Annotated in this window: 20 protein-coding genes and 1 riboswitch; of the genes, 12 read left to right on the top strand and 8 right to left on the bottom strand. The window is 71.9% G+C overall.

Annotated features, from left to right (window positions below; genetic code table 11):
- Positions 1 to 140 precede the first annotated feature (140 nt).
- On the top strand, positions 141 to 1,808 hold the full coding sequence (locus ACGFZS_RS17635) for a rhodanese-like domain-containing protein (RefSeq protein ID WP_393795818.1): 1,668 nt from the start codon (positions 141 to 143) through the stop codon (positions 1,806 to 1,808).
- Positions 1,805 to 2,788: a sulfite exporter TauE/SafE family protein gene (locus ACGFZS_RS17630; protein ID WP_393795817.1), complete on the top strand. Its 984-nt coding sequence runs from the start codon at positions 1,805 to 1,807 to the stop codon at positions 2,786 to 2,788. Before ACGFZS_RS17635 ends, ACGFZS_RS17630 begins: the two co-directional genes overlap by 4 nt.
- Before the next feature lie 13 nt (positions 2,789 to 2,801).
- Here ACGFZS_RS17630 and ACGFZS_RS17625 read toward each other — a convergent pair whose 3' ends face one another.
- Positions 2,802 to 3,089 (bottom strand): metal-sensitive transcriptional regulator, encoded by a 288-nt coding sequence (locus ACGFZS_RS17625; protein WP_123979367.1) that lies wholly within the window; start codon positions 3,087 to 3,089, stop codon positions 2,802 to 2,804.
- 87 nt (positions 3,090 to 3,176) lie between these two features.
- On the opposite strand from ACGFZS_RS17625, the gene ACGFZS_RS17620 reads away from it, so the two are divergent.
- Both ACGFZS_RS17620 and ACGFZS_RS17615 read left to right on the top strand, forming a co-directional pair.
- Positions 3,177 to 3,761 carry a rhodanese-like domain-containing protein gene (locus ACGFZS_RS17620; RefSeq protein ID WP_393795816.1) on the top strand — a complete coding sequence of 195 codons (585 nt, stop codon included), beginning with the start codon at positions 3,177 to 3,179 and terminating at the stop codon, positions 3,759 to 3,761.
- A gap of 118 nt (positions 3,762 to 3,879) precedes the next feature.
- Positions 3,880 to 5,649 carry an ABC transporter ATP-binding protein gene (locus tag ACGFZS_RS17615; RefSeq protein ID WP_393795815.1) on the top strand — a complete coding sequence of 590 codons (1,770 nt, stop codon included), beginning with the start codon at positions 3,880 to 3,882 and terminating at the stop codon, positions 5,647 to 5,649.
- A gap of 83 nt (positions 5,650 to 5,732) precedes the next feature.
- Here the strand turns inward: ACGFZS_RS17615 and ACGFZS_RS17610 are convergent, their stop codons facing one another.
- Positions 5,733 to 6,029 carry a hypothetical protein gene (locus ACGFZS_RS17610; protein WP_393795814.1) on the bottom strand — a complete coding sequence of 99 codons (297 nt, stop codon included), beginning with the start codon at positions 6,027 to 6,029 and terminating at the stop codon, positions 5,733 to 5,735.
- 171 nt (positions 6,030 to 6,200) lie between these two features.
- Between ACGFZS_RS17610 and ACGFZS_RS17605 the strand changes: the two genes are divergently transcribed.
- Both ACGFZS_RS17605 and ACGFZS_RS17600 read left to right on the top strand, forming a co-directional pair.
- Entirely contained in the window at positions 6,201 to 6,566 is a 366-nt protein-coding gene (locus ACGFZS_RS17605; protein ID WP_365678858.1) for a nuclear transport factor 2 family protein, read from the top strand.
- Positions 6,554 to 6,721, top strand: coding sequence for a hypothetical protein (locus ACGFZS_RS17600; protein WP_393795813.1), 168 nt, complete (start codon positions 6,554 to 6,556; stop codon positions 6,719 to 6,721). Before ACGFZS_RS17605 ends, ACGFZS_RS17600 begins: the two co-directional genes overlap by 13 nt.
- 17 nt (positions 6,722 to 6,738) lie before the next feature.
- Positions 6,739 to 6,821, top strand: a riboswitch (ZMP/ZTP riboswitch).
- A gap of 154 nt (positions 6,822 to 6,975) precedes the next feature.
- Here the strand turns inward: ACGFZS_RS17600 and ACGFZS_RS17595 are convergent.
- Both ACGFZS_RS17595 and ACGFZS_RS17590 read right to left on the bottom strand, forming a co-directional pair.
- A complete protein-coding gene (locus ACGFZS_RS17595) occupies positions 6,976 to 7,947 on the bottom strand; it encodes a CU044_5270 family protein (RefSeq protein ID WP_393795812.1) in 972 nt (323 codons plus the stop codon).
- A complete protein-coding gene (locus tag ACGFZS_RS17590; protein WP_393795811.1) occupies positions 7,940 to 8,482 on the bottom strand; it encodes an RNA polymerase sigma factor in 543 nt (180 codons plus the stop codon). The genes ACGFZS_RS17595 and ACGFZS_RS17590 overlap by 8 nt, the downstream gene beginning before the upstream one ends.
- 105 nt (positions 8,483 to 8,587) lie before the next feature.
- On the opposite strand from ACGFZS_RS17590, the gene ctaD reads away from it, so the two are divergent.
- Both ctaD and ACGFZS_RS17580 read left to right on the top strand, forming a co-directional pair.
- Positions 8,588 to 10,168, top strand: coding sequence for a cytochrome c oxidase subunit I (ctaD, locus tag ACGFZS_RS17585; RefSeq protein WP_393795810.1), 1,581 nt, complete (start codon positions 8,588 to 8,590; stop codon positions 10,166 to 10,168).
- Positions 10,165 to 10,500 carry a hypothetical protein gene (locus tag ACGFZS_RS17580; protein WP_393795809.1) on the top strand — a complete coding sequence of 112 codons (336 nt, stop codon included), beginning with the start codon at positions 10,165 to 10,167 and terminating at the stop codon, positions 10,498 to 10,500. Before ctaD ends, ACGFZS_RS17580 begins: the two co-directional genes overlap by 4 nt.
- Before the next feature lie 72 nt (positions 10,501 to 10,572).
- Here the strand turns inward: ACGFZS_RS17580 and ACGFZS_RS17575 are convergent, their stop codons facing one another.
- Entirely contained in the window at positions 10,573 to 12,552 is a 1,980-nt protein-coding gene (locus ACGFZS_RS17575) for a ricin-type beta-trefoil lectin domain protein (protein ID WP_393795808.1), read from the bottom strand.
- A 177-nt stretch (positions 12,553 to 12,729) separates the two neighbouring features.
- Positions 12,730 to 13,389 carry a TetR/AcrR family transcriptional regulator gene (locus ACGFZS_RS17570; protein WP_393795807.1) on the bottom strand — a complete coding sequence of 220 codons (660 nt, stop codon included), beginning with the start codon at positions 13,387 to 13,389 and terminating at the stop codon, positions 12,730 to 12,732.
- Positions 13,390 to 13,562: 173 nt separating this feature from the next.
- Between ACGFZS_RS17570 and ACGFZS_RS17565 the strand changes: the two genes are divergently transcribed.
- Entirely contained in the window at positions 13,563 to 14,810 is a 1,248-nt protein-coding gene (locus ACGFZS_RS17565; protein WP_393795806.1) for a YncE family protein, read from the top strand.
- 68 nt (positions 14,811 to 14,878) lie between these two features.
- Here the strand turns inward: ACGFZS_RS17565 and ACGFZS_RS17560 are convergent, their stop codons facing one another.
- Positions 14,879 to 16,735 (bottom strand): cellulase family glycosylhydrolase, encoded by a 1,857-nt coding sequence (locus ACGFZS_RS17560; protein WP_393795805.1) that lies wholly within the window; start codon positions 16,733 to 16,735, stop codon positions 14,879 to 14,881.
- Positions 16,736 to 16,812: 77 nt separating this feature from the next.
- The gene (locus ACGFZS_RS17555) at positions 16,813 to 19,260 is read right to left on the bottom strand and encodes a GTP-binding protein (protein WP_393795804.1); all 2,448 of its coding nucleotides are present in this window, start codon (positions 19,258 to 19,260) and stop codon (positions 16,813 to 16,815) included.
- A 283-nt stretch (positions 19,261 to 19,543) separates the two neighbouring features.
- Here ACGFZS_RS17555 and ACGFZS_RS17550 point away from each other — a divergent pair, with 283 nt between their 5' ends.
- The 3 genes from ACGFZS_RS17550 to ACGFZS_RS17540 are packed head-to-tail and all read left to right on the top strand — an operon-like array spanning position 19,544 to position 23,237.
- The gene (locus ACGFZS_RS17550; RefSeq protein WP_393658909.1) at positions 19,544 to 20,026 is read left to right on the top strand and encodes a (2Fe-2S)-binding protein; all 483 of its coding nucleotides are present in this window, start codon (positions 19,544 to 19,546) and stop codon (positions 20,024 to 20,026) included.
- Entirely contained in the window at positions 20,023 to 22,386 is a 2,364-nt protein-coding gene (locus ACGFZS_RS17545; RefSeq protein WP_393795803.1) for a xanthine dehydrogenase family protein molybdopterin-binding subunit, read from the top strand. Before ACGFZS_RS17550 ends, ACGFZS_RS17545 begins: the two co-directional genes overlap by 4 nt.
- Positions 22,383 to 23,237: an FAD binding domain-containing protein gene (locus ACGFZS_RS17540; RefSeq protein WP_393795802.1), complete on the top strand. Its 855-nt coding sequence runs from the start codon at positions 22,383 to 22,385 to the stop codon at positions 23,235 to 23,237. The genes ACGFZS_RS17545 and ACGFZS_RS17540 overlap by 4 nt, the downstream gene beginning before the upstream one ends.
- Positions 23,238 to 23,247 lie beyond the last annotated feature (10 nt).

Genomic DNA, 23,247 nt, shown 5'->3' with positions numbered 1-23,247 from the left:
CTGCTCACGTGCCTGCTCTCCGACCCTACGCGTGACTGATCGGTAACGGCACGCGTCAGATACCCCCGGGGGTACCTCTGCTACGGTGATGAACATACCCCCGGGGGTAATTTCCGGGGATCGAGGAGAGGAGTGCTGCCGTGTCCTTCGTCGACACCATCGAGGTGCCCGGGCTGGGCAACCGCGGTTACCTGGCGGGCGGGGCCCACGGCGCCGTCGCGGTGGACCCGCCCCGGGACATCGACCGGGTGATCGAGGCCGTCGCCCGGCGCGGGGTGCGGCTCACGCACGTCGTCGAGACCCATGTGCACAACGACTACGTCTCCGGCGGCCTTGAACTGGCCCGGCTGACCGGGGCCGCCTACGCGGTGCCGGCCGGGGCGCGGGTGGCGTACGAGCGGGTGCCGGTGGCCGACGGGGACGTGCTGGAGATCGAGCCGGGGCTGGCGCTGCGCGCGCTGGCCACGCCCGGGCACACCCCGCACCACACCTCCTACGTCCTGGAGGAGGCCGGCCGGGCGACGGCCGTCTTCACCGGGGGCTCGCTGCTGATCGGGACGGTCGGCCGCCCCGACCTGGTGGAGCCCCGGCTGACCGGTGAGCTGGCCCGGGCGCAGCACGCCTCGGCGCAGCGGCTGGCCGCCGAGTTGCCGGACGCGACGGCCGTGCTGCCGACGCACGGCTTCGGCAGCTTCTGCTCGGCCGGGGACGCGTCCGGTACAGCCACCACCATCGGCCGCGAGCGCGAGGTGAACGAGGCGCTGGTCAAGGACGTGGACACGTTCGTCGCCGAGCTGCTGGCCGGGCTCGACGACGTGCCCGCCTACTACGCCCACATGGGTCCGCTGAACTCCCGGGGCCCGGACCCCCTGGACCTCACGCCGCCGCGCCGGGCGGACGCCGAGGAGATCGCGGCACGGCTGGCCGCCGGGGAGTGGGTCGTGGACCTGCGCACCCGGGTGGCGTTCGCCGAGGGGCACGTCCCGGGCACGGTCAACTTCGCGGCCGACGGACAGCTCGCCACCCATCTGGCCTGGCTGCTGCCCTGGGGCAGGCCGGTCACGCTGCTGGCCGAGTCGGCGGCCCAACTCGCCGCCGCCCAGCGGGAGCTGACCCGGGTCGGCATCGACCGCCCGGCCGCGGCCGCCACCGGCGCACCGCGAGCCTGGCTGCGCCCGGGCGACGAGCCCCGGTCCTTCCCGCGCGCCACGTTCGCGGAGCTGGCCGCCCGGGGGACGCGGGGGGCCGTCGTCCTCGATGTACGCCGGGACAGCGAACGGGCCGGCGGGTACCTGCGCGGCTCGCTCCACATACCCCTGCACCAGGTGCGGGAGCGGCTGGGCGAGATACCCGGCGGCACGGTGTGGGTGCACTGCGCGGGCGGGCTGCGGGCCGCCGTCGCCGCGTCGCTGCTGGACGCGGCCGGGCGGGACGTGGTCGCCGTCGACGACGGCTTCGCGGCGGCCGCCGAGGCCGGGCTGCCGATGGCCCGGCTGAGCCCCGCCGAGGCGCGCGAGCGCACCGACGCGGGGGCCGTCCTGCTGGACGTCCGCGAGGCCGGGGAATGGGCGGCCGGTCATGCGCCGCAGGCCGTGCACGCCCCGCTGTCCGCGCTGGCGGCCGGGGCGCCGCTGCCGCCGGCCGCCGGAGACCGCCCGCTGGTCGTGATCTGCCGTTCCGGCGTGCGCTCACGGGAGGCGGCGGCGTTGCTCACGGCTCGGGGCCTGGACGCGGTGGACGTCGTCGGCGGGATGGCCGCGTGGCGCGCGGCCGGACTCGCCGTGAGCTCCGGGGACACCCCCGCATGAGCGTGCTCCTGCTGGCGCTGGGCGCCGGGGCCGTCACCGGTCTGGCGCTCGGGGCCCTGGGCGGTGGCGGCAGTGTGCTGGCCGTCCCCGCGCTGATCTATCTGCTCGGCTTCACCCCGGCCGCGGCCACCACCGCCAGCCTGGTCGTCGTCACGGTCACCTCGGCCACCGCACTCGTCGCCCACGCCCGCGAGGGCGCCGTGCGCTGGCGGGCGGGAGCGGTGTTCGCCGCGGCCGGGATCGTCCCCGCGGCGATCGGCGGAGCAGTGTCCCGACTGCTACCGGCCGCCCTGCTGACCGGCGCGTTCGCGGTCCTCGCGGGCGCGGCGGCCCTGCGGATGCTGCGCCCGCCGTCCGCCGGGGGCGGGCCCAGTGGGTCCGCCGGGGCTTCCGGGTCGGCCGGGGCTTCCGGACTCACCGGAACCAATGGGGCTTCCACATCCACCGGATTCACCGCGTCCGTCGGGGCTTCCGGATCCGCCGGATCCACCAGGGCCACCGCGTCCTCAGGGGCCACCGGATCCACCGGGGCCACCGGACTCACCGGAGCCACCACGTCCGCAGGGGCCAGCGGATCCACCGAGTCCGCCAGGTCCACCGACAGCCCGGTGCCGGTCCGGGTTTCCCGGGTGGCCGGGGCCGGGGCGGGGCTGGGTGCGGTGACCGGGGTGCTCGGGGTGGGGGGTGGGTTTCTCGCCGTGCCGTCTCTGGTGAACGTCGTGGGTCTGCGGATGCGGGCGGCGATCGGGACCAGCCTGCTGGTCATCACGATCAACTCGCTGACCGCGCTGGCGGCGCGCGCCGGTGCGCAGGCGCCGGTCGACTGGTCGGCGGTGGGCCCGTTCGCGGCGGCCGCGGTGCTCGGCGCCTGGGACGGCAAACGGCTCGCGGCCCGGCTCTCCGCGGGCACGCTGCAACGGCTCTTCGCCTGCGCACTGCTCGCGGTGGCCGCGTTCATGCTGGCCGACGCCGTGTTCTGACGCCGGCCGGCCGCTAGGCGAGCGAGAGGAACAGCTTCTCCAGCCGTGCCTTCATCTGCTCGGTCGTCTCGCCGTCCGCCCCGTTCCGGGCGGGATCGATGATGCACTGCTGGAGCCCGGTCGCGATGATCGCGAAGCCCGCCCGGTCGAGGGCGCGCGAGGCGGCGGCGAGCTGGGTGACCACGTCCTCGCAGTCACGGCCTTCCTCGATCATCTTGATCACTCCGGAGATCTGCCCCTGCGCCCGGCGCAGCCGGTTCAGCACCGACTTGAGCTCGTCGCCCTCGAACTGAAGCTCCACGATCACTCCTCCCATACCCGTAGGGGTATTTTACCGCGCCCCTCGGGCAACCCCGTCGTTCATCACCTCCGAAAGGATCGCACCCCCATGACCACCACTCCCCCGGCCCTCACCCCCGACCACGCCCTCGCCCGGCTCCCGGAGCTGACCGTCGTCGACGTCCGCACCCCGGGCGAGTACGCCTCCGGTCACATCCCCGGCGCCCACAACATCCCCCTGGACGCGCTGCGCCGGGCCCTGCCCGCCCTGCGTGCCGCGCACGGCGAGCTCGTCCTCGTGTGCGCCTCCGGTACCCGCGCCGAGAACGCCCGTGCGGTCCTCGCCGAGCACGGCATCCCGGCGGCCACGATCACCGGGGGCACCCGAGGCTGGGCCGAGCGCGGTCACGCGCTGCACCGCCCGCAGGGCACGTCCCGTACGACCCGTACGACGTGGGCCATGGAGCGCCAGGTCCGGCTCACCGCCGGCGCCCTCGTGCTCGCCGGGCTCGGCCTCGGGCAGCTCCACCCGGCCTGGCTGCTGCTGTCGGCCGGTGTCGCGGGCGGTCTGGTGTTCTCGGCGCTCACCGACACCTGCGGCATGGCCGCGATCCTGGCGAAGCTCCCGCACAACCGGCCGCGCGCGACGGATCTCGACGCGACCCTCGCCGCCCTGGGCTCCGCCCGCGACTGACCGCACGCCGAAGCCTGAGCCAGGACCGGGACCCTGGACCGGAGCCGGGACCGGGACCGGGACCGGGACCGGCCGTCGTAGCCTTGGTGCGCCGCCCATCGCCCGCACGAGGAGCACCGTGACCACCGCAGACGCACACGTGACGGGAGAGCGGACCGGCCCGTCCGCGTTCCGGCTGCTCCTCTCCTATGTACGGCCGCACCGCCGGGCCCTGCTGGCGGGTGCCGTCCTCTCGCTGGTGACCGGGGCGACCGGTCTGCTGCTTCCGCTGGTGGCCCGGGGGTTGATCGAGGACCTGTCCCACGACCGTTCCATCACCGGGAAGTTGCTGGCGATGGCGGGACTGGTGGTGACCAACGCCGGGGTGGGCGCGCTGGGTTCGTACGTCCTGCGGCGCACCGCGGAGTCGGTGGTGCTGGGCGCGCGGCGCACCCTGTCGTCGTATCTGCTGCGGCTGCGGATCACCGCCGTGGACCGTACCGAGCCGGGCGACCTGATGGCGCGGATCACCTCGGACACCACCCTGTTGCGCGAGGTCACCACGGACTCGCTGGTCGCGCTCGGCACCGGTGGGCTGACCCTGGTCGCCACCGTGGTGATGATGGGCGTGGTCGATCCGGTGCTGCTCGGCGTCACGCTGGCGGTGATCGCGGCGGCGGGCACGGTGCTGGGCACGATAGTGCCGCGCATCAACCGGGCGAGCCGCCGGGCGCAGGACGCGGTCGGGGTGATGGGCGCCTCGCTGGAGCGGGTCCTGGGCGCGCTGCGCACGGTGAAGGCCTCGGGCGCCGAGCACCGCGAGGAGCAGGCGCTGCACGCGGCGGCCGAGGAGTCCTGGCGGCAGAGCGTGCGGGCCGCCAAGTGGTCGGCGGCGGCGGGCAACACGGCGGGCCTCGCGATGCAGCTGGCGTTCATCACGGTGCTCGCGGTGGGCGGGGCCCGGGTGGCGACCGGCGCGATCGGCGTGGGCACGCTGGTGGCGTTCCTGCTCTACGTCTTCTATCTGATGTCCCCGATCCAGCAGGTGGTCGGCGCGGTCACCCAGTACCAGACCGGCGCCGGCGCGCTCGCCCGGATCCAGGAGGCGCTGCGGCTGCCCGCCGAACCGGCCGCCGCGCCCGCCGAGTTGCCGTCCGCGGGCGCCGAACCGGCCTCGGTCGCCTTCACCGACGTACGTTTCCGCTACGCCGACGACCTCCCGTACGTCCACCACGGGGTCAGCTTCGACATACCGGCGCGCGGCATGACGGCGTTCGTCGGCCCGTCCGGCGCGGGCAAGACCACCGTCTTCTCGCTCATCGAGCGGTTCTACGACCCCGAGTCCGGCACGATCACCCTCGACGGCCGCCCGCTGGACGCCTGGGACCTGCCGCTGCTGCGCTCGGCGATCGGCTATGTCGAGCAGGACGCGCCCGTGCTCTCGGGCTCGCTCCGGGACAACCTGCTCCTCGGCAATCCGGAGGCGGACGAGGACGCGGTGGCCCGGGTGGTGAAGACGACCCGGCTCGACGGACTGGTCGCCCGGCTGCCGCAGGGACTGGACACGCTGGTCGGGCATCGCGGGACCAAGCTGTCCGGCGGGGAGCGGCAACGGGTCGCGATCGCCCGGGCGTTGCTGCGCCGGCCCCGGCTGCTGCTCCTGGACGAGGCGACCTCGCAGCTGGACGCGGTGAACGAGGCGGCCCTCAGGGACACGGTCGCCGATGTGGCACGGTCGACCACCGTGCTGGTGGTCGCGCACCGGCTGTCGACGGTGACGATGGCGGACCGGATCGTCGTCATGGACGCGGGACAGGTCCGTGCGGTGGGCACCCACCGGGAGCTGGTGGCGGCGGACCCGCTCTACGCGGAGCTGGCCGCGACGCAGTTCCTGGCCTCCGCGCCCTGAGGACGGAAACGCGGCGGAGGCCGCGCACGGAACACGGCGGAGGGCCGCCCCTCGCGGGACGGCCCTCGAACGTGCGGCGCGGATCAGGCTTCGATGCCCGGCAGCAGCCCCGTCACCGGCGCGGCCAGATCGGTGAGCTGGTGGAGCTCACCGAGCCGCTGGACCCCGTTCAGCCCCTGCACCTGCTCCGAGACCTTCGGGATCTCGTTCTGGTACTCGGCCGGGATGTCGGTGCGGGCGAGCGAGTCGAGCATGCCGAGCGCGGTGAGCTTCCCGGGGTGCTGCGCGCTCGCGTCGGCCGCGTTGGCCAGCGGCGCGGCGAGGCCGGTGACCCCGACCGCGAGGCCGACGGCGGCGACGATACGTCGTGTTGAGATCATGTCTTCAGCAACGGCCCCGGCGCCGGACCGGACACGGGCAGCCGGTCCCCCTCACCCGTCAGGCGGAGCGCCCGGCCTGCGCTTGCCGAGCCCGGCGGGCCGGAGGACGCTCGGAGTGAGGGCTCTCGCGACCCCTCCGCATCGGGTCGCGGGCCCTCCCAGGAGGTCACCATGGGCACCGCGACCGGCTCCACGTTCGACACCGAGACACTGCGCCGGGCCATCGAGGGGAACACGGGGAACACCCTGCTGGCGCTCTACGCGGACGACGCGGAGATCCGCATCGTCGACCGCAACACCCAGCCCAGCCACCCCAAGGTCCTGCACGGCCGCCGGGACATCGCCGCGATGCTGGACGACATCTACAGCCGCGACATGACGCACCGGCTGGACCGGTGCGTCGTGCAGGGCGACCGGGCCGCCTTCACCGAGACCTGCGAGTACGGGGACGGCGTCCGGGTGCTCGCCGAGTCGATGATCACGCTCCGCGACGGCAAGATCGCCGAACAGATCATGATCCAGGCATGGGACGAGTAGTCAGCAGAGGCGCGAGGGTCCAGGTCTCCACCCGTGTGACCTGGACCGTCTCGGCGCGGGCCGGCCTCGGGCACACCCGTCGCAGACAGCCCCGGGCGGCGGTGCCCCTGCTGCTGGCGGCCTTGCGGGCGGCGCACCGCCACCGGAAGCGCTGAACGCCTCGGTTACCCTGGGGGCGGGCCGTGACTGGCGCTGAGGTGGAGCACCACCGGGGAGCGGTCCGCACTGTCGATGCCGTGCGCCTGGGCGATCAAGGTCAATCAGCTCAGGAGTGTGCCGCATGACCCAGGCCCGTCTGATGGATGGCACCGGTGTCGGCCCGATGACCATCGCCCTGCTGCTGGAGCAGACGGTGGCGGCGGCCGCCCGGCAGCTCGGGGTCCGAGGGGTCTGAGGGGTCTGAGGGCGGTCAGCGCATCCAGGCGCGGTACTCCATGACGTCCCCGGCGTGCACCCCGTACTCCGGATCGTCCCGGGTGAACGTGGTCTCCAGGCCGAGTACGGCACCGGTGGCCGGGTCCAGGATCAGCATCCGCCGCCCGCCGTCGCCCTTCCCGTCGTAGACGTACGCCTGCCCGGTGCGGCCCAGCCGGTCGGTGACCTGGCCGGCCGGCCGCAGCCCCCGGGCGTCGGCGAACAGCTCGGCCAGGGCGGCGGACTCCCGCGCTCCCGGCGTCCAGTTGTCCAGCAACTCCTGGGTGGCGTCGAGCAGTCCGGCGGTGGTGCGGGTGTCGCCGTGGATCAGTTCGGCCAGGTAGGCGCGCAGCTTCGCCGGGTCGTGCGGCGGCGTCGACAGCGGCGGGGCGTCGCCCCACATCGGCGGGAAGGTGCGCCGGCTGAGCACCTGGCCGTCCTCGACCAGCCCGTCGTCGGTGAGCACGGACCGGCCCGGGTGCGCCGGGTCGGTCGCCACGACCACCTCGGTGTGACTGGCGTCCGCCCGCCAGCGCACGACCCGCTCCTCGGGCAGGGTGACGGGCGGCTCGTCGTCGCTCATGCCGAGGCTCCAGGACTGCACATGGGTGCCCTGGCGCAGCGCCGGGGACCCGTCCTGGGCCGCCACCGCGGCCAGTCCCGCGACCTGTGCGAGCGGTACGGGGGTGGAGTGGGCGCGGACGGTCAGCGGCCGGGGTGCGGCGACCGCGGGCGCGGCGCCGGAGCCGCCGAGCAGCACGGTCAGCGCGGTGGCGAGCACCACGGCGGCCGCGGTCAGGCCCCAGGCCAGTCGCGGCCGTGCCCAGGTCCGGCGTCCGGGACGGGGGGCGTGCAGCAGCCGGTCGAGGTGCCGTTCGGCGGTGTGGTCCAGGGGGCCGTCGCCGAAGTGGGGGCCGCCGGCGGGCACCGGGTCGGCGGCGCGCAGCAGGTCGAGTTCGTCAGCCATGGCGGTGTTCCTCGGGGAGGGCCTCGGCGGCAGGGGGGCGCAGTCGGTCGATCTCGGCTCTGAGCCGGCGGCGGGCGCGGTGCAGCCGCATCGCCGCCGCGCGACTGCCGCAGCCGAGGACCACGGCGACCTCGTCGACGCCCAGCTCCTCCCAGGCGGTCAGCCGCAGCACCTCCTGGTCGGCCGGGGACAGCCGGAACAGCGCCTCGTGCACCCAGGCGCCCGGCCGCTCGGCGCCCGGGCCGGCCACGACGGACCGCCCGTGCGCGGTCTCGTCGTTGCCCAGCCGGTCCACCAGCCGGCGCCGCCGCCCGTACCCGCGTACCGCGTTGGCGAGGCAGTTGCGTGCCACGCCGTACAGCCAGGGCAGCGGGGCCGCCGGCAGATCGGCGCGGCGCCGCCAGGCCACCGTGAACACCTCCGCCACCACTTCCTCCACCTCGCTGGTCCGCCCGTCCAGTCGCCGCGCGACATAACGGCTGACCGCCCAGTAGTACTCGCGATAGGCAGCGGCGAAGATCTCGTCGTTGCTCATGTCCGTTTCTTGTCCGGCACCCTCCCGATCGTCACACCCTGCTCCGTGACGCTCGTCGCACCCGTCGAGTGTGACCGGTCCGTACCGCCCGGACACAGGCGGGGCATGAGGAACCTCAAGTGGCTCACGACCACGGATCACAAGACGATCGGAACGCTCTACCTGGTCACGGCGTTCTCGTTCTTCTGCGTGGGCGGAGCGATGGCCCTGCTGATGCGCGCCGAACTGGCCCGCCCGGGACTGCAGATCATGTCGAACGAGCAGTTCAACCAGGCCTTCACCATGCACGGAACGATCATGCTGCTGATGTTCGCGACCCCGCTCTTCGCCGGCTTCGCCAACTGGATCATGCCGCTGCAGATCGGCGCCCCCGACGTGGCGTTCCCGCGCCTGAACATGCTGGCCTACTGGCTCTACCTGCTCGGGTCACTCATCGCGGTCGGCGGCTTCCTCACCCCGCAGGGCGCGGCCGACTTCGGCTGGTTCGCCTACGCCCCGCTCTCGGACGCGGTGCGCACCCCGGGCATCGGCGCCGACATGTGGATCATGGGTCTGGCCTTCTCCGGCTTCGGCACCATCCTCGGCGCGGTCAACTTCATCACCACGATCATCTGCATGCGCGCCCCCGGAATGACCATGTTCCGGATGCCCATCTTCGTGTGGAACGTACTGCTGACCGCCGTACTGGTCCTGCTCGCCTTCCCGGTCCTCGCCGCCGCGCTGTTCGCCCTGGAGGCGGACCGCAAGTTCGGCGCCCACGTCTTCGACGCGGCCAACGGCGGAGCACTGCTCTGGCAGCACCTCTTCTGGTTCTTCGGCCACCCGGAGGTCTACATCATCGCCCTGCCGTTCTTCGGCATCATCTCCGAGGTCGTCCCGGTCTTCTCCCGCAAGCCGATCTTCGGCTACATGGGCCTGGTCGCGGCGACCATCGCCATCGCCGGGCTGTCCGTCACCGTCTGGGCCCACCACATGTACGTCACCGGCGGCGTGCTCCTACCCTTCTTCTCCTTCATGACCTTCCTCATCGCCGTCCCGACGGGCGTGAAGTTCTTCAACTGGATCGGCACCATGTGGCAGGGCTCGCTCTCCTTCGAGACCCCCATGCTCTGGGCCACCGGCTTCCTCGTCACGTTCCTCTTCGGCGGCCTCACCGGGGTGATGCTCGCGTCCCCGCCCATCGACTTCCACATCTCCGACTCGTACTTCGTCGTCGCCCACTTCCACTACGTGGTCTTCGGTACGGTCGTCTTCGCGATGTTCTCCGGCTTCCACTTCTGGTGGCCCAAGTTCACCGGCAAGATGCTCGACGAACGCCTCGGCAAGATCACCTTCTGGACCCTGTTCATCGGCTTCCACGGCACCTTCCTGGTCCAGCACTGGCTGGGCGCCGAGGGCATGCAGCGCCGGATCCCCGACTACCTCGCGGTCGAGGGGTTCACCACCCTCAACACGATCTCGACGATCTTCTCGTTCCTGCTGGGATCGTCCCTGCTCCCGTTCTTCTACAACGTCTGGAAGACGGCGAAGTACGGCAAGAAGGTCGAGGTCGACGACCCATGGGGCTACGGCCGTTCACTCGAGTGGACCACCTCCTGCCCACCGCCCCGCCACAACTTCACGTCCCTGCCCCGCATACGCAGCGAGTCCCCGGCCTTCGACGAGCGGGAGCCGATCACCCGATGACGGCACGGGAGGAGGAGCGAGCACTGGTCGCCGAGATCGAGGGACATCTGCTGCTGGCCTCGGCACGCGAGGAATGCCGTGCGGCGGGAGCACGGGTGACGAACCGACTGGGATGGCTCACGGATTCGCAACGCGAGCATCTGGTGAGCGAGTTGGAAACCGAGTACCTAGCCCTGTCCCGCACCTCCTGGCACCGCACGGCCGAACGCGGCGAGGAACTGCGACGCGAGTACGAAGCCAGGTACCGGATGCTCAGGCAGCGCCTCCTGGCCGGCTTCGTCCTGTTCTGCGCCCTACTGACGGCAACCACACTGCTGACGCTCACCGGATAGCGCCCCAAAGGGGCGCGGGGAACTGCGCGACCAGCCACAGCGCACCCGCGCCCGACGAACCACCCACTCAACTCAGCTCTGACTCCACTGCTGATTCGTCCCGCCATTGCAGGTCCACAGCACCAGCGAAGACCCGTTACCGGTCGCCGCCCCGTACACATCCAGGCACAACCCGGCATTGACGTTCGTGATCGTCCCGTCCGAATTGACGTTCCACTTCTGGTTGTTCTGCCCGTTGCAGTCCCAGATCACGACCTTGGTGCCGTTGGTGGTGCCCAGGTTGTACGCGTCCAGGCACTTGTTGCCGTACACCACGAACTCCTTGCGGGAGGTGTACGTCCAGGCCTGGTTCTGACCCCCGTTGCAGTCCCAGATCTCCGCCTGGGTGCCGTTGGTGATGGTGTTGTTGTAGATGTCGGCGCACCGGCTGGACTGCTTGCCCACGAGGAGCGTGCCGTTGGTGCCCGGTATCGGACTCACGGTGATCGACCCGAGCGTCGGCAGCGAACTCCCCGTGAAAGTCAGCGAGTTGCCCGACCCCTTGCTCAGGTCGACCTGTACCGAGACGGTGCCCTGCGAGGACCCGGTCGGCGGGAAGGAGACGGTCGTGGCGGTCTGGCCGTTGACCTGGAGCGTGCCGGTGACGGCGGTGGAGCCGGTGTTGGCGTAGGCGACGTCGACGACGCTCAGCCCGGTGCTCGCGGCGCTCACGCTCGTGTACTTGCCGGTGGAGGTGGCGCTGTAGCTCGTGCCGGACGCCTCCGTACCGCCGCTGATCTTGAGCATCACCGAGCCGCCGGCCGGCACGCTGGCGGTGTAACTCGTCGCGTACGAGCCCAGGTTCGACTGCGCCCACAGGTCCCGCACGGTCGCGGACGCGCCGGTCAGGCCGAGGTCGGACCAGCGGGCGGTGATGTTCGCGGCGGCGGAGGTGCGGTTGAGCAGCACGACCGCGCGGTTGCCGGTGCCGGCGAGGACCTTGGTGTAGACCTGCAGACCGGTGCTGTCCTCGGCGACCTTGACGCCCTGCAGCCCGCGCGCGTCCTGGTCGACGGCGATGACGTCGGAGTTCTTGAGGATGGCGGCCGTCTCACTGGTCATCGTGGTGAGGTCGTTGCCGGCCAGCAGCGGGGCACCGGAGATCGCCCACAGGGCCATGTGGGTGCGGTTCTGGGCGGCTGTGAGGCCGGACATGCCGACGGTGAGCATGTCGGGGTCGTTGTAGTAGCCGGTGTGCTGGGCGGCCGGGTGCAGGGTCTGGTCGAAGTTGGACAGGACGGCCGACTGGGACGCGGTGCCGCCGTAGTAGTAGATGTCCGTGCTGGTCCGCCACATGGGAGCGAGGCCCGTCGCCCAGTTCCAGGTGTTCTGGTAGCCCCAGTTGCAGATGGACAGGGTCAGCGGGCGGCCGGTGGTCGCGGCGGCCGTGCTGACGGCCGAGCTGATCGACTTGTAGGTGGTGGCCGCGTCCAGGCCCTCGGCGTCGCCGCCGCACCAGTCGACCTTCACGAAGTCGAAGCCCCACTGGGAGAACTGGAGCATGTCCTGGGCGTAGTGCCCCTCGCTGCCGGTGTTGGCGGCGGCGGGGCGGCCGGTCGGGTAGTAGTAGCCGCAGCCGTTGGCGCCCGCGTCGGTGTAGATGCCGGCCTTGAGTCCCTTGCTGTGGATGTAGTCGGCGATGGCGCTCATGCCGCCGGGCCACTCACTGGTGTCGACGGTGATGTTGCCGGAGCTGTCCCGGGTCCCCTGCCACCAGCCCTCGTCGATGTTGATGTACTTGTAGCCGGCGGCGGGCAGCCCGGCCGCGACGAACGCGTCGACCTGTGCCTTGATGACGTCGTAGTCGATCTTCGCCGCGAAGCTGTTCCAGGAGGCCCAGCCCATCGGGGCGGTGGGCACCGAGACCTGCGCCGCGGTCGCCGCCCGGGCCGGTCCCGGCGCGGCGAAGAGCAGCGCGGCGGCGGCCGTCAGGGCCAGGGCGAGGGCGCGTACGGCGGCGGCCCACAGGTGTCGTACGGGACCGCTGCCGGTCGATCTGGGGTGGGGGTACATGCGGCTCCTCCACGGGGGGTGCACGGGGGTGTCCGACCCGAAACGTTCGTGATTTCGAACCTGGATCGATGTTCCGAACATGTCGCGCGCCGAACGTAGAGCCGACAGGGGGTTAAGTCAACGGTTGCGACAAGGGTGAACTCACCGCCGCCTTCGGGTCGTTAACCCCCTCCGACGTCACCTCCCGGGCGTCCATCCCTCCGGCCGCAGGATCCCCACCAGCAACCGCACGAGTTCCTCCACGACGTCGTCCAGGCTGGCGTCCACCCACCCCGCGCTCCAGTCGTGCAGCAGGCCGTTGACGCTGCCGATGAACGCCGTGGCCGCCAGCCGGTAGTCGCGCGGTGCCGCGTCCCCCCGGGCGACCGCCGCGTTCGCCTCGGTGCATATCAGCTCCACCCACCGCGCCCGCCGCGCCAGCCGCTGCTCCTCCAGCCGGGGGCTGACCCCGATGATCTCGACGAAGGCGATCCGGATGCGCCGGGGATCCGACGTCACGTCACGCGCGTACGCACGGAAGAGCACCGTGACCCGTTCCACCAGCGGCAACGGCTCCGCCTCGGCGAACGCGGCCACCACCGCCCGCTCGGCCCACCCGTTGACCTCCAGGTGCAGGGCGGCGAGCACGTCCTCCAACGTGTGGAACTCCTCGTAGAACTGACGGGTCGACAGGCCCGCCGTCTGACTCAGCGCGGCGACGGTCGTGGCGCGAAATCCTGGTGCGCCGCCGAAGAGCTGGAGCGCCGCCTCCAGGAAGCGCCGACGCCGCTCCGCCTTGCGTTCCTCGGCGGACCGCCCGCCGTACCGTCCCGTCGGTGCCTTGAGCCTGCCCGCCAAGACCGCCCCCTCCGTCGTCCGCCCGTTGGCCAATTTTGTCGTGTACGCCTCTTGTGAAGTAAGCCGCCCCCTCCTTACTTTTCAGTAAGTTCGTTGTGAACGCGCCCGTGTTCAGATTCAGCGACCCCTGCCTGCACGCGCGCCCCCACCCCCCATCAGAGGAGAGAGCACTCATGCCTGCCTTCAGACCCAGGCACCTTTGCTCCGTGGCCGCCGCCCTCGTCCTGACCGTCGCCGCACCCGCGACCGCCGCCACCGCAGCGACGGACGCCGCCCTGCGCGAGGTCCTGTTCGTCGGCAACAACTGGGACGGCACCGCGACCGTCCTGAACTCTACGGGCGACTTCGCCAAGGTCGGTCAGCTCAACGTCATCCCCGACAAGGACGCGCGGATCGCCGAGATAAACGCGGACCCGATCAAGTGGATCTACTACACGTCGATCCGCAACGAGGTCGGTCAGGGCCACGACCAGTACGTGGACGACATGTACTCCACGCCGGACGGGAAGTCCGTGGTCGTCTCCCGGCCGAGCTTCGCCGACGTCGTCTCCATCGACCTCGCCACCGACACCATCAACTGGCGGTTCCCGGTGGCCGGTTACCGTGCCGACCACATGGCCGTCTCGCCGGACGGCACGAAGGTCGCGGTGTCGGCGTCCACCGCGAACAAGGTGCAGGTGCTGGACATCGACACCGGTAAGGAGCTGGGCGAGTTCGCCACCGGCGACAAGCCGCACGAGAACGTCTTCAGCCCCGACGGGAAGTACATCTGGAACATGGCGATCGGCGAGGTCACCACCTCGCTGGACGACCCGGCCTGGGACTGGACCAAGGGCGACCGTCACATCACCGTCGCGGATGCCACCACCTACAAGCAGGTCAAGATCATCGACATGCGGGACCGGCTGGACGCGATCGGCCTGACGGACTTCTCGGACGCGGTGCGGCCCGCCGCCTTCACCCCCGACTGGTCGAAGATGTACTTCCAGGTGTCGTTCTTCAACGGCTTCCTGGAGTACGACATCGCCACCGACAAGATCACCCGGGTGAAGACCCTGCCGGCGAACCCGGCGACCAGCACGGACCGCACCACCTGGCTCCTGGACTCCCGCCACCACGGCATCTCGATGAAGCCGGACGGCACCAAGCTGTGCGTCGCCGGGACGATGGACAACTACGCGACCGTCGTGGACCGGGCCACTCTGCAGGAGGGTCCGCTGGTCACCGCGTCCACCCCGTACTGGGCGACGGTCAGCGGGGACGGCAAGGACTGCGTCATCTCGGAGGCCGGCGCCGACCAGGTGACGGCCATCGACTTCGGCACCGGCCTGAAGGTGACCTCGGTCCCGGTCGGCGACCACCCGCAGCGCGTCCGGCTCGGCCATGTACAGGCCGACTGGACCGGTGCGAACGGCAGTTGACGAAGGGTCGGACACTTCGGCCTCCGGGATGCACGGCACCCCGGAGGCCGAAGCCCTGCCCGGACCACTCAGAACTTCGCCGCCACCCAGGCGGCCAGTTCCGCCTTGGCCGCGTTCAGCAGGGTGGTGCTCGGCGAGGTGGCCCCGTTGGTCACCAGCGCGAAGTGCAGCACGCCGGAGTCCGAGTCGGTGAGCAGCAGTCGGCGGCTGCCCGTCCCACCCGGTTCGGCCGCCACACCGACGGGGGTCGAGGACGTGTACGACGGGGGTGCGTAGGCCGTGCCCAGGTCGGAGACCACGGTGGTGGACGCGGTCGCGAAAGAGGCCGGCAGATGGAGATCGGTCGGTGCGGTGGCACTGCTGGAGCGCCAGACCTGGACGGCGTACTGGCCGGAGCCCACCAGCGCGGACACGTTCGGCAGCGAGCTGGGCACCGGGTTCCAGGTCAGGGTCGTCGAGCCGTCCCGGGAGCGGTCCTCGTAGGTGAAGGCGAGGGTGGTGCCGGAGGTGGCGCCCGGGTAGATCCGGTCGAGCAGCCGGGCGTCCTGACGGAGCGTCACCGTACCGCTGTCGGTCATGTTGACGGCCGACAGGTCCTCGTCGTTCCAGGCGTCGCCCGAGGTGAGGACCTTGCTGGCGTTGTCGTTCATCAGCTCGTGGTGCCGGCCGTTGTAGATGTCCCACTGCCACTGCGTGCCGGACAGGACCGGGCCGGAGGACGCCGGGGTGGACCACCAGTTCGCCCCGGAGAGGCGGGAGTCGAGGGCCTGGTACATGGCCTTGTCGACGGTGGGCGCCTTGCCGGCGGTGGTGCCGGACAGCGGGTGCCCGAACTCGCTGACGACCGCGGTGGTCCCGGTGGCCGAGGCGCGGTCGCGGATGGTGCCGAAGTCGGTCGAGTACTGGCCGTCGGCGGCATTGCCCCACATCAGGATGCCGGAGATGGCCTTCTGGTCGTAGAAGTGGGTGTTGAAGACGTACCGCGAGCCGAGCGTGCCCACGTCGAGCAGGCCGCCCTCCTGGTTGGTGACGTTGCCGTTCCAGTAGAGGTTGGGTTCGATGAGCGCGGGCTTGCTGGTCCAGCCGGCCGCGTCCATCCGGGCCCGGAACTTCTGGTAGAAGGGCCAGAGCCGGTTCTGCTCCCAGGTGCGGGAGGTCTCGCCGGAGTCGTAGGAACCGGCGTACGGCTCGTTGTACGGGTCGAAGCCGACGACGCCCGCGAACTCGTCGGACGTCAGGTGCTGGGCCAGGTAGGTCATGGTGGTCTGGGCGGTGGCCAGGAAGTAGTCCTGGAGGCCGTAGTTGTTGTGCCAGAAGTCGTACTGGGCTTCCTGGACGGCCGCGTTCTGGGTGATGTTCTGGCCCCAGAAGAGGCAGATGCCGCACGACTCGGTCGGGTAACTCCCCAGCGCCACGGCCCACTCGGGGGCGCCGTCGCCGGTGTACCAGCTGCCGGAGTTGAACAGGTAGCGGGAGTAGAGGTCCTGGTGGAAGTCGGGGAAGACGCGGATGCCGGCGTCGAGGAACGCCTGCATCTGCGCGGTCACGGCGGCCAGGTAGGTGGTGGAGACCTGCCCCTGGGCGGGTTCGGCGTGCGCCCAGGAGAGCAGGAAGCGCACGGCGTTGCCGCCGCCGAGGGCACGCAGCGCGGTCGCGGACTTCTTCGCGTCGGCGACGGAGGCGAACGGCAGGCCGCTGTTCTCCTCCAGCTTGGTCTCGCCGGAGACGTTGTAGCCGCGCAGCACGACCTCACGGCCCTGGCCGTCGACGAAACGGCCGTTCTGCACGGTGAGGGAGGTGCCGTCGAACCAGAGGGAGTCGGACGGGGTGGCAGCGGAGGCGGACGGAGCGCCCGCCACCGCGAGGAATCCGCAGAGGACAACCAGGACAACGACCAAACGCGCCCGGATACTCGTCATGTTCATTACAGTCCGGTGATTTCCGGACACCGTCAATACTTCTGACTCATGAGTAAGTTGAATACCTGCCCGGCACTTGTCGCTCAGCCGCACACTCGACCGGTCACGTTCAACAGGTACTCCCGGCGGTTGAGCGGGTTGTGGTCGGTGCGCGCGCGTTCGGGGACCGGGCCGCGCGCCAGGGGCGCGTAGTGGTCGAAGGCGCTCTCCAGCTCGCCCTCGCCCCGGGTCAGCCCCGGCAGCAGCTGCTCCAGCCGGTGCACCCGGGCGGCCGGTACCGCGCCCTCCAGAACGCCGAGCCGCCCCTCCGCCCTGGTGTTCCGGGGCAGCGCGCCGAGCCGGGTGAGCACCGGCAGCAGCGCGCCCAGCGTGTCCGCCGGGGCCTCCAGCCGGAAGCGGTGCATCGGCTCGTGCACCCGGGTGCCGGCCCGCCGCAGCGCCTCGGTCAGCACGAGCGGGGTCAGCCCCCGGAAGTCCTGTCCGGTGCTCGACATGCTCTTGTCGAAGCCCTGGTGGGCATGGCTCTGCCGGGGCGAGTAGCCGGAGTGGGTCATGGTCACCGTGCAGTCCGGGATCCGCCAGCCGTGCAGCCCCTGGCGGAGCGTCTCGCGCACGGTGTCCTCGACGGCCTTGAAGAAGGCGTACGGCATCGAGCCCAGCTCCACCTCCAGCCGGAAGCCGACGCCCGTGCCGGGCGGGGCCGGCTCCACCCGCAGGCCGACCGTCGCCAGGAAGGGGTTGCCGTCCTTCTTGTTGAACTCGACGGCGGCGCCGGTGCCGGTGAGCCGTTCGACGCAGATGGTCGTGGTCTCCCGGAAGCCGACGTCGAGGCCGTACTCCTCGGCGAGGGTCGCCTGGACGACCTCCTTCTGCACCTCTCCGTAGAGGGAGACGGAGGTCTCCTGCCGCACCTCGTCGTGCCGGACGTCGATCAGCGGGTCCTGCTCGGCGAGCTGGGTGAGCGCGACGTGCAGGGAGCGCCGGTCGGTGCCGGGCCCGGGGACGACGACGGTCTCCAGGGTCGGCGGCGCGAAGTGGTGCTCGTACGCGCGCCCGGGCAGGCCGAGCGCGTCACCGATCCGCACCCCGCCGAGCCCCCACACCTTGACGATCCGCCCCGCCCCGGCACCGTCCTGCCGAAGCTCGCCACCCCTGTCGAACACGGCAAGCCCGGTGACCCGGCGCTCCACCGGGCCGCCGGCGACGACCCGCCCGCCTGCGGGGCGGTGACCGGCTTGCCCATCGGCGGGGCGACGACCGGCCTGCGCGTCGGCGGGGCGACGACCGGCCTGCCCATCGGCGGGGCGACGACCGGCCTGCCCGTCGGCGCAGTAGAGACCCGCTTGCCCGTCGCCACGGACTCCGTCACCCTCCCCCGCACGGACGGTCCCCTCACCCTCCCCCGCACGGACAGCTCCGACAGGGCGCCACTCGCGGACGACCTCGGCCCGACCCGCCTCGCCCCGACCCACGACCCGAAGCTCCTCGCCCCGACCCACGACCCGATGCGCCTCGCCTTCGTCCTGCCCCTCGGCGATCCCGTCGTCCCGGCGAGTCTCGGCCGCCGGGGCATCCAAGCGGGTCTCGGCCGCCCTGACCTCCCCGTAGGCCCCGGCCACCCGGACCTCCCCGCGGGTCTCTCGGGCCCCGGTGCCGCCGCCTTCCTCGCGGCCGCCCCCGAACGGGACCCGGTCACGTACCCGCAGCGTGCCCGAGTGGATCCGGGCGTAGGCGATCTTCTCGCCCGCTGGGCCCCGTTCCACCTTGAAGACGGTGGCCGACAGCGGTCCCGCCGGATCGCCGTCGGCCGCGGGCAGCAGCCGTTCGAGGCCCGCGATCAGCTCGGGCACCCCGGCGCCCGTGACGGCGGAGCCGAGGTAGACCGGATGGACCAGGGCCCGCCGGGTCTGGTCGGCGAGGGCGGCGCGCAGCCGGGCGTCGGGGACCCCGCCGTCCAGGTAGGCGGCGAGCAGGTCGTCGTCGTGGTCGGCGAGCGCGTCCAGCGCGGCCGGGCCGAGGCCGGGGACGAAGCGGGCGGCGCGCGTGCCGAGCGCGGCGGCGCGCCCCATCGGGACGTGCGGGACGGCGAGCCCGCGGGCCGGCCCGTCGAGGACGGCCGCGTCGCGGGCGCCCCGCCGGTCGATCTTGTTGACGAAGATCAGCGTGGGGATGCGCAGCCGCCGCAGGGTCCGCATCAGCACCCGGGTCTGCGCCTGGACGCCTTCCACGGCCGAGACGACGAGCACGGCGCCGTCCAGCACGCCGAGGACGCGTTCCACCTCGGCGATGAAGTCCGGGTGTCCCGGGGTGTCGATGAGGTTGACGGTCACCCCGTCGAGCGGGAAGGACACCACGGCGGACTTGATGGTGATGCCGCGCCGCCGCTCCAGGGCGAGGGTGTCGGTGCTGGTGTTTCCGTCGTCGACGCTGCCGAGCTCGTCGATGACCCCGGCCGTGTACAGCAGCCGTTCGGTCAGGCTGGTCTTACCGGCGTCGACATGCGCGAGAATTCCGAGATTGAGCAGGTGCACTGAGCGTGATGTCCTTCGGCATGAGGGGGATTCCTTCCTGGCCTTCCTGGGTGGACATGCACGCAGCGCGCATCGGTGGTCCTCTCTCGGTGACGTCGGGTCGGGAGCAGTGCAGCAGGACCGTCCGCTCGACAGCAATGGATTAATGCTCAACGAAACCCCTGCCGCAGCACTCGCCGCCTCCAGGGCCCAGTCATAGAGTGACCTACATCACGCCACCGTGACGCCTTTGCTGCGTTTCCTGCCGTTTCCCTCACTCCTGCCCGCACGGCCTGGAGGGCACATGACCCACATCAAGCTGAACGTGGACGGCACGCCCTACGAGGACGAGGTGGAACCCCGTCTGCTGCTGGCCCACTACCTGCGCGACCGCCTCGGCCTGACCGGCACCCCGATCGGCTGCGACACCTCGAACTGCGGCGCGTGCACGGTCGACCTGGACGGGGAGACCGTCAAGAGCTGCTCGGTCCTCGCCGTCCAGGCGGACGGCGGCGCGGTGACCACCGTGCAGGGGCTGGCGAAGGACGGGGAGTGGACGGCGCTGCAGCACGCCTTCCACGAGCGGCACGGTCTGCAGTGCGGCTACTGCACCCCGGGGATGATCATGGCGGCCCGGGATCTGCTGCGCGAGAACCCGCACCCCACCTCGGACGAGGTCCGGGAGGCCCTGGAGGGCAACCTGTGCCGGTGCACCGGCTACCAGAACATCGTCCGCGCGGTGCTCGCCGCCTCCGGGCAGTCCGTACCCGAGGAGGCCACGGCATGACCGATCAGGCCGTCGAACACGAGGTCGGGCGGGCCCGGCTGCGCAAGGAGGACGCCCGGCTGATCACCGGCCAGACCAACTGGACCGACAACATCCAGGTCGCCGGACTGCTCCACCTGGCCGTGCTGCGCAGCCCCATGGCGCACGCCCGCGTCACCCGCGTCGACGTCTCCCCCGCCCTCGAACGCCCCGGCGTCGTCGCCGCGTTCAGCGGCGCCGACCTCGCCGAGGGCCTGGGCTCCCTGCCCTGCGCCTGGCCGGTGACCGAGGACATCGTGCTGCCGGACCACCCGCCGATCGCCGTGGACGAGGTCCGCCACGCCGGCGACCCGGTGGCCGTCGTCGTGGCCCGCGACCGGTACGCGGCCGCCGACGCGCTGGAGGCGATCGAGGTCGACTACGACCCGCTGCCCCCGGTCCTCGACCTGGAGGCCGCGCTCGCCGACGACGCCCCGCTGGTCCACGCCGACAAGGGCACCAACCGCTGCTACACCTGGCCGCTCGCCACCGGCGAGGACTTCGACTCGGTACGGCGGCGCGCCGAGGTGACCGTCAAGCGCCGCTACCACCAGCAGCGGCTGATCCCCAACGCCATGGAACCCCGTGCCGTCGTGGTCACGCCGATCGCCGCCTCCGGCGAGTACACGGTCTACTCGGCGACCCAGATCCCGCACATCCTGCGGATCATGCTGGCCACGGTCACCGGGATCCCCGAGCAGAAGCTCCGGGTGATCGCCCCGGACGTGGGCGGCGGCTTCGGCTCCAAGCTCCAGGTCTACGGCGAGGAGGCCCTGGCCCTCGCGGTCGCCCGCAGGCTGGGCCGCCCGGTGAAGTGGACCGAGTCCCGCTCCGAGGGCTACCTCGCCACCCACCACGGCCGCGGCATGATCCAGGACATCGAGATCGCCGCCACCCGCGAGGGGAAGCTGCTCGGCCTGAAGGTCGACCTGCTCGCCGACATGGGCGCCTACCTGATGCTCGTCACCCCGGGCATCCCGATCCTCGGCGCCTTCATGTACCCGGCGATCTACAAGATGGACGCCTACGACTTCACCTGCACCGGCGTCTTCACCACCCGCACGCCCACCGACGCCTACCGCGGCGCCGGACGCCCCGAGGCGACCTTCGCCATCGAGCGGATCATGGACGAACTGGCCGCCGACCTCGGCCTGGACCCCGTGGAGTTGCGGCGCCGGAACTGGATCCGGCACGAGGAGTTCCCGTACACCACCATCGCCGGGCTGACCTACGACAGCGGCAACTACGAGGCGGCCACCGACAAGGCCCTCGCCCTGTTCGGGTACGACGACCTGCGCGCCGAGCAGCAGAAGCGCAACGAACGCGGCGACACCGTACGCCTCGGCATCGGCGTGTCCACGTTCACGGAGATGTGCGGGCTGGCCCCCAGCCGGGTCCTGCGCGACCTGCGGTACGCGGCCGGCGGCTGGGAGGCGGCGAGCATCCGCATGCTGCCCACCGGCAAAGTCGAGGTGGTCACCGGCACCAGTCCGCACGGGCAGGGGCATGTGACCTGCTGGAGCCAGATCGCGGCCGACGTGCTCGGGGTGCCGTTCGACGACGTCGAGGTGGTGCACGGCGACACCCTGGCCGCTCCGCAGGGCATGGACACCTACGGTTCGCGGTCGCTGGCGGTCGGCGGCGAGGCCGTGCACCGGGCAGCGACGAAGGTGGTCGCCAAGGCCCGCAAGGTCGCCGCGCATCTGCTGGAGGCGAGCGAGCAGGACCTGGAGTTCACGGACGGCGTGTTCTCCGTGAAGGGCTCCCCGGAGGCCCGCAAGACCATCCAGGAGATCGCCTTCGAGACGTTCACCGGCCACGACCTGCCGGACGGCGTCGAACCGTCCATCAACGCCGAGACCGTGGTCGACCCGGAGAACTTCTCCTACCCGCACGGCACCCACCTGTGCGCGGTCGAGGTGGACACGGAGACCGGACGGACCCGGATCCGGTCGTACGTCTGCGTCGACGACGTCGGCCATGTCGTCAACCCGATGATCGTGGAGGGCCAGGTGCACGGCGGTCTCGCGCAGGGCATCGCGCAGGCGCTGTACGAGGAGGCCGTGTACGACGACGAGGGCAACCTCGTCTCCGGGACCATGGCCGACTACCTGGTGCCGTCGGCGGCGGATCTGCCGGACTTCGTGACCGACCGGACGGAGACCCCGGCGTCCTCGAACGCCCTGGGCGTCAAGGGGGTCGGCGAGGCCGGCACGATCGCGTCGACGCCGGCCGTGGTCAACGCCGTGGTGGACGCGCTGCGGCCGCTGGGTGTGACGGATGTGCGGATGCCCTGCACCCCGGAGCGGGTGTGGCGCGCGGTGAAGGAGGCGTCGGCATGATTCCCCCGGCATTCGAGTACGCCCGTCCGGCGAGCGTCGACGAGGCGGTGCGTGCGCTCGCCGACGCGGGCGAGGAGGCGAAGGTGCTGGCCGGCGGGCAGAGCCTGCTGCCGTTGCTGCGGCTGCGGCTGGCCTTCCCCGAGCTGGTCGTGGACGTCGGGCGGATCCCGGAGCTGCGCGGGGTCCGCGAGGACGGCGACGCGCTCGTCATCGGCGCGCTGACCACGCATCACGACGTCGTCCGCGATCCGCTGGTCCGCCGCCACGCGGGCCTGCTGGCGGCGGCGACGGCCACGGTCGCCGACCCCGCCGTACGGCACCGGGGCACCCTCGGCGGCTCGCTCGCGCACGCCGACCCGGCCGGGGACCTGCCCGCCGTGGCACTGGCCCTGGACGCCGAGCTGGTCGCCGCCGGACCGGGCGGCCGGCGCACGATCCCGGCCCGCGACTTCTTCCTCGACTACCTCACCACCGCGCTCGCCCCCGACGAGCTGCTGGTGGAGGTGCGGGTGCCGAAGCGGGACGGCTGGGGCTTCCACTACGAGAAGTTCCAGCGGGTCGCGCAGGCCTGGGCGATCGTCGGCGTGGCGGCGCTGGTGCGGCGCGACGACGGGCACATCGCCGAGGCGCGGATCGGGCTCACCAACATGGGGTCGACCCCGCTGCGGGCCACGGCCGCCGAGGAGGCGCTCGCGGGTGCCGACGGCCCCGGGGCGGTGGCCCGGGCCGCCGAGACGGCGGCCGAGGGGACCCGGCCGTCCCAGGACCTGTCGGGCTCGCCCGAGTACCGGGAGCACCTCGCGCGGGTGCTGACCCGGCGGGCGGTGCTGACGGCCGCCGGAATGGGGTGAGCGCCGATCA

Origin of the sequence: Streptomyces sp. NPDC048288, assembly GCF_043201555.1 — a bacterium.
In the GTDB taxonomy this organism is placed as follows: Bacteria; Actinomycetota; Actinomycetes; order Streptomycetales; family Streptomycetaceae; genus Streptomyces.
This window is presented reverse-complemented; position numbering and strand designations above follow the sequence as displayed.

What these genes read in the sequence shown, in the direction of transcription:
- ACGFZS_RS17605 (WP_365678858.1), top strand. Translation starts at nt 6,201, where the DNA reads ATGGGCACCGCGACCGGCTCCACGTTCGACACCGAGACACTGCGCCGG.
- ACGFZS_RS17540 (WP_393795802.1), top strand. Translation starts at nt 22,383, where the DNA reads ATGATTCCCCCGGCATTCGAGTACGCCCGTCCGGCGAGCGTCGACGAG.
- ACGFZS_RS17550 (WP_393658909.1), top strand. Translation starts at nt 19,544, where the DNA reads ATGACCCACATCAAGCTGAACGTGGACGGCACGCCCTACGAGGACGAG.
- ACGFZS_RS17600 (WP_393795813.1), top strand. Translation starts at nt 6,554, where the DNA reads ATGGGACGAGTAGTCAGCAGAGGCGCGAGGGTCCAGGTCTCCACCCGT.
- ACGFZS_RS17580 (WP_393795809.1), top strand. Translation starts at nt 10,165, where the DNA reads ATGACGGCACGGGAGGAGGAGCGAGCACTGGTCGCCGAGATCGAGGGA.
- ACGFZS_RS17620 (WP_393795816.1), top strand. Translation starts at nt 3,177, where the DNA reads ATGACCACCACTCCCCCGGCCCTCACCCCCGACCACGCCCTCGCCCGG.
- ACGFZS_RS17610 (WP_393795814.1), bottom strand. Translation starts at nt 6,029, where the DNA reads ATGATCTCAACACGACGTATCGTCGCCGCCGTCGGCCTCGCGGTCGGG.
- ACGFZS_RS17575 (WP_393795808.1), bottom strand. Translation starts at nt 12,552, where the DNA reads ATGTACCCCCACCCCAGATCGACCGGCAGCGGTCCCGTACGACACCTG.
- ACGFZS_RS17590 (WP_393795811.1), bottom strand. Translation starts at nt 8,482, where the DNA reads ATGAGCAACGACGAGATCTTCGCCGCTGCCTATCGCGAGTACTACTGG.
- ACGFZS_RS17630 (WP_393795817.1), top strand. Translation starts at nt 1,805, where the DNA reads ATGAGCGTGCTCCTGCTGGCGCTGGGCGCCGGGGCCGTCACCGGTCTG.
- ACGFZS_RS17595 (WP_393795812.1), bottom strand. Translation starts at nt 7,947, where the DNA reads ATGGCTGACGAACTCGACCTGCTGCGCGCCGCCGACCCGGTGCCCGCC.
- ctaD (WP_393795810.1), top strand. Translation starts at nt 8,588, where the DNA reads ATGAGGAACCTCAAGTGGCTCACGACCACGGATCACAAGACGATCGGA.
- ACGFZS_RS17560 (WP_393795805.1), bottom strand. Translation starts at nt 16,735, where the DNA reads ATGAACATGACGAGTATCCGGGCGCGTTTGGTCGTTGTCCTGGTTGTC.
- ACGFZS_RS17545 (WP_393795803.1), top strand. Translation starts at nt 20,023, where the DNA reads ATGACCGATCAGGCCGTCGAACACGAGGTCGGGCGGGCCCGGCTGCGC.
- ACGFZS_RS17565 (WP_393795806.1), top strand. Translation starts at nt 13,563, where the DNA reads ATGCCTGCCTTCAGACCCAGGCACCTTTGCTCCGTGGCCGCCGCCCTC.